The organism is Rhodospirillum sp. A1_3_36, from assembly GCF_047263945.1.
GTDB lineage: Bacteria > Pseudomonadota > Alphaproteobacteria > Rhodospirillales > Rhodospirillaceae > Rhodospirillum.
The window spans coordinates 1-4,107 of the sequence record NZ_JBLAVB010000059.1 but is presented as its reverse complement, the minus strand read 5'-3'; the positions used below and the strand labels follow the sequence as shown (position 1 = coordinate 4,107).

Here is a 4,107-nt window from a genome sequence, read left to right as displayed (position 1 = left end):
GCGGGCCGCTTATTCCGTGCTGTTCTGGACCGCCGGAGGGTTGGGTTTGGCCAGTTGGGACAACCTGTTCCTGGGCGCCATCGGGGCTTTGTTGGCCGTCGGTACGGGTTGGAGCCTCCGCCATCGCCTGGATGCGCTTCTCGGAGGGGAAGAAACCGCCCATTCCCTGGGGATTCATGTGGCCAGACTGCGCTTGATTGTCTTCGTTCTCTGCGCTTTGTCGACTGCGGCCCTGGTGGCCCTGTCCGGCGTGATCGGGTTTGTCGGCCTCATGGTTCCTCACCTCGCCCGGTTCCTTGTTGGGGTGCGCCATGGAGGGCTGGTTCTGACCTCCGCGCTGATCGGCGCCGTCCTGCTCCTGGCCAGTGATTTGGTCAGTCGGACCTTGCTTGCCCCTCAGGAACTTCCCATTGGGATCGTCACCTCCGCCCTCGGAGCGGCTTTCGTCCTTGGTTTGGTGCTTCGGCGGTGACGCTCCTGGTTTTCAATGGCTCACGACAGTGTCTCGTCTCTTTTGGGTGATCAATGAGGCGGCCCTCCGCGAGGGTCTGCCCCTCCGCATGCGGGGCTGGGCCGAGGTGGATCCCTCCCCGAAGTTTTCAGCTTGTCGGGAAGTTCAAATAAGTTATGTTATAACGTAACTTTTATTGACCAATCGTGGGGATTACGCGCGTGCTCATGCAAAGACCCAAGGACATTCTTCTGATTGAGAATCTGGAGATGGCCGATCACATCCTCGCGTCGGAAACAAGTCTGGTCCTATGGTCGCGCGGTCTTGATGGTTCCATCTCGTCTTGGTTTGACTATGTCCTGAGGAATCACGCGCTGACCGGTCGTGTGCTCGTGACACCCAAGGTGGTGGACCGCGCCTTGTGCCAGATCACCGACGAGGCGGGGATCCCCGACAGCCCTGAACGTCGCTGGTTTCTAAAGGATGTCGCGGACCTTGTTGGGGTGTTCGCCCATGTAAGCGGCCGGACCTTGGTGGATCTACGCGTGGAGACGATCTTCCATGATGCCTGTTGGCGGTTCCATCGCGATGTCGTGCCCTTCCGTCTCGTGACCACTTACCATGGACGGGGGACGCAATGGGTCGATAGCGGCGATGAAGAGGCCGCCCTTCGTGATCAAAAAGACTACGTGGGACCCATGCACGAGCTGACCCCCGGGCAGGTAGCGTTGTTCAAGGGCTCCCTTTCCGCGCGGGGGGGCATTGTGCACCGTTCACCACCCATGGCGGGCACCGGACAGGCTCGCCTGTTCGTTTGTCTCAATACGCCCTCGGAGGTCTCTCCCGATCCGTTCGAATAGAGCGCGACGCCCGAAGCGAATTCGAAGGCACTCTAAGTTTCGACTGGGGCGGGGTGGCCGTGTTCATCGACGGAGACCATCCGTTCCGACGCGGCCATGACCACCGCGCGTCCAGCCATGCGGCTTGCGGCGATGACCGCAGCCTTGCCCATCAGGTTCAGCGCCGTTCCCCCAACCTCGATTGGTTCAGCGCCGTCAGTTACCCCATAATGGGCGTTCCCACCGCCATGTTCACGCCGTTGTTTGTCATTGCGCGCACCCCCGGCTGGGCCGCCCACATCCTGGAACAGCGCTGGCCTTCGAGAAGAACCGGGCCATCGAGGATCGCCGCAACGAGGACCGCTTCCACTTCATCGAATGGACCCGCTGGGCTTTCGAGAATGTGGACGTGATCCCCGCCGGAAACGGCATTATGCACCAGATCAACCTGGAACGGATGTCGCCGGTCTTCCAGACCCGGGAGGGGGTCGCTTTTCCCGACACCTGCGTTGGTAACGACAGCCATGTAACATCATTGCTGCGGCGCTGCTTGCCAAGAAAGTCAATGCCCTTGGCCTGACCCGGAAACCCTGGGTCAAGACGTCCTTCTTTCCGGGCTCGAAGCTGGCGCGCCTCTATCTGGTCATGGCCCGCACCGTCGCCGCGGCCGTCCACGGCTTCGAGCTGGTAGGTCTTCGACGCGGCGCCTGGCGGTCAGGTCGTTCTCGGTCCACCAGACCGGGACACCCCGCAGCGACCAGGTTGGCCACGCCTTGTCTTTCCAAGTGCTCATGACATACACTCCAACCGCGATTGAACAGGGAAGAAGAACCGATGCGGGCGATGGCTTTGGCTGGGGGACTTCTGGCAGCGGCACTGGCCCTGGGACCGGCGCAGGTCGCCGATGCCATGGGGAGTGGCGGAGTTTACATCCCATCTTACCCGGTGGAGGGACCGGTCACGGCGACATTGGCCAACGGGAAGACCGCTGTCATTCGCGTTGGAGTCAGCCAGCCGAGCCAAATTCCCCTGGTCCGCCGGGCGGTGACGGAGTTCCTCGACAGTTGCCCGGCCCTGTCCTACGGTATTGATAGCGTGGCGTTGATTGACGTGGGTTTAATGACCTTGAAGACTCGGACGCTCTGATCAGGCGACCGGTCGATGAGCGGGCCATGTTTATGCGCCTTGGGTTTGATCGCACCATTTCCATGTTGATCCGCCTGAAGTGGGATGGCAGCGTTTCCCCTAATCTCGTCGAGCGGATCAGGGAAACGCACCCAAAGTACGACCCAGTATCCGACTTCATAAGTTCGTTCGACTTCCATTACACTATCGGGCTTGGGGACAAACCCGCCGTCTTGGGGAGGCGCATCGTTGACATGACCGTCTGCGACTGGCCCCTCGAAAAAATCGAATCCTACCCCTCTGCCGATCCAGACATGGCCTGGACTTTTTCTCACCCCCTGCCGGAGCTGTCCGAGGCCTTGACTGACCACGGCGGAGGATAAGGGCTTTGTCTGGCAGACCTTGAGCGAAGGCACCGCCGTTCCCATGCGGATCACGGACACCGACCCGGACCAGATTCCCGTTGTCGCCCGGGCGGTGGCCCTGTTCCTCGATGACTGCAGGGGATTGACCAGTGGCCCGACGAGCAATATCGCGACCATTGTGCCGGGCATGGCAAGCACCGTGGCGGGCACCCTTGACCCCGACGCGCTTGATCCCGACGCGGCGGCAAAGAACCGGGCTCTCTCCGAGTCCCTCGGCTTTGATCGAACCATCGGCCTGTCCATCCATCTGGCGGACGACATTGACCCCTACCTGCCCAGGAGACTGAATCAGTCGCTGGAAGGCTACGATCCGTCGGCTAAAGAGTCTCCGACTCTGCACTACACCATCGGCCTTGGGGATAAACCAGCTGTGCTTGGACAGCGCAGCCTTGATATGGCCGCCTGTGGCTGGATTGCCGAAAAGCCCCAGACCCATGCCGATGGCCCGGAAGAGAAGCGCCGGGACTATTACCGCGCGATCCCGGCCCTGGCCGAGGCCTTGAAGGGGGATGCGGCCACCGTGCCGGGCAAAGTCGTCATCCGCAATCCCCCCTATTTGGTGCAGGACGGCGTCACGGCGCGTTTGAGAACGGGGCGAGGCGTTCCCGTCGGTGTCAGCGCCAACGATCCAAAGGACCTGGACCTTGTGCGCCGGGCTGTGGGCATTTTCTTCAACCAATGCAAGCGACTGCTCAACAGTATCTCCGACGTGACGGAGGTGGGGGCCTATGTGAATGAGTTCGACGAAGAGGGGTACATGCGCCCCATCTATGCGCGCCTGGGGTTTGATCGCACCATTCGCCTGTACATTTCCGGTCGGGAAGACCGCACTTTTAACTTGAATTACATCATCGGGTTTGGAGACAGGCCCGGCGTCCTTGGGTATCAGGCCGACGATATGGACAGATGCGGCTGGCTTGCCGATGAGCCCCAAGTCAATCCCGGTGGGCCGGAGGATATGCGCGAAGAATTTTACCATCCGGTCCCCGGCCTGTCCTACGCCTTCGACGCGAGTCACTAGCAGTGTGTCTGAGAATTTTTTCTGGGCCTTTGCTGTCGGCATGGTCTGGAGGGGGGAGCAAGGGGCGCGTTGCCCCCCCCTCAAGCCATGCTGAGCTTCACCATTCTCTTACAGTTGTCGGCCAGCGCGACGAGGGTCCATTCGCTTTTGACCTTCTCCAGGCTGCGGAGCCCTGTCAGTCCGGACCGTCATCGGGTGGCTTCGGTGGGGAGCCCTTGCGCCCACTTCTGGCGTCATAGGCCGCCT

6 protein-coding genes are annotated in these 4,107 nt (G+C 61.1%); all 6 read left to right on the top strand.

Annotation, left to right across the window (positions count from 1 at the left end; genetic code table 11):
- Positions 1–472, top strand: a 472-nt coding sequence (locus tag ACLIRY_RS26665; protein ID WP_413208456.1) for a FecCD family ABC transporter permease, incomplete at its 5' end; no start/stop codon positions are given.
- 206 nt (positions 473–678) lie between these two features.
- Positions 679–1,311 carry a DUF1826 domain-containing protein gene (locus ACLIRY_RS26660; RefSeq protein WP_413208458.1) on the top strand — a complete coding sequence of 211 codons (633 nt, stop codon included), beginning with the start codon at positions 679–681 and terminating at the stop codon, positions 1,309–1,311.
- Positions 1,312–1,576: 265 nt separating this feature from the next.
- A complete protein-coding gene (locus tag ACLIRY_RS26655) occupies positions 1,577–1,870 on the top strand; it encodes an aconitase family protein (RefSeq protein WP_413208457.1) in 294 nt (97 codons plus the stop codon).
- Between the two features lie 254 nt (positions 1,871–2,124).
- Positions 2,125–2,436 (top strand): hypothetical protein, encoded by a 312-nt coding sequence (locus ACLIRY_RS26650; RefSeq protein ID WP_413208455.1) that lies wholly within the window; start codon positions 2,125–2,127, stop codon positions 2,434–2,436.
- A 26-nt stretch (positions 2,437–2,462) separates the two neighbouring features.
- The gene (locus tag ACLIRY_RS26645) at positions 2,463–2,798 is read left to right on the top strand and encodes a hypothetical protein (protein ID WP_413208454.1); all 336 of its coding nucleotides are present in this window, start codon (positions 2,463–2,465) and stop codon (positions 2,796–2,798) included.
- A gap of 19 nt (positions 2,799–2,817) precedes the next feature.
- Positions 2,818–3,861, top strand: coding sequence for a hypothetical protein (locus ACLIRY_RS26640; RefSeq protein ID WP_413208453.1), 1,044 nt, complete (start codon positions 2,818–2,820; stop codon positions 3,859–3,861).
- The last annotated feature ends 246 nt before the right edge of the window (positions 3,862–4,107 follow it).

Coding starts and splice junctions, on each gene's coding strand:
- ACLIRY_RS26645 (WP_413208454.1), top strand. CDS start 2,463: ATGTTTATGCGCCTTGGGTTTGATCGCACCATTTCCATGTTGATCCGC.
- ACLIRY_RS26660 (WP_413208458.1), top strand. CDS start 679: ATGCAAAGACCCAAGGACATTCTTCTGATTGAGAATCTGGAGATGGCC.
- ACLIRY_RS26650 (WP_413208455.1), top strand. CDS start 2,125: ATGCGGGCGATGGCTTTGGCTGGGGGACTTCTGGCAGCGGCACTGGCC.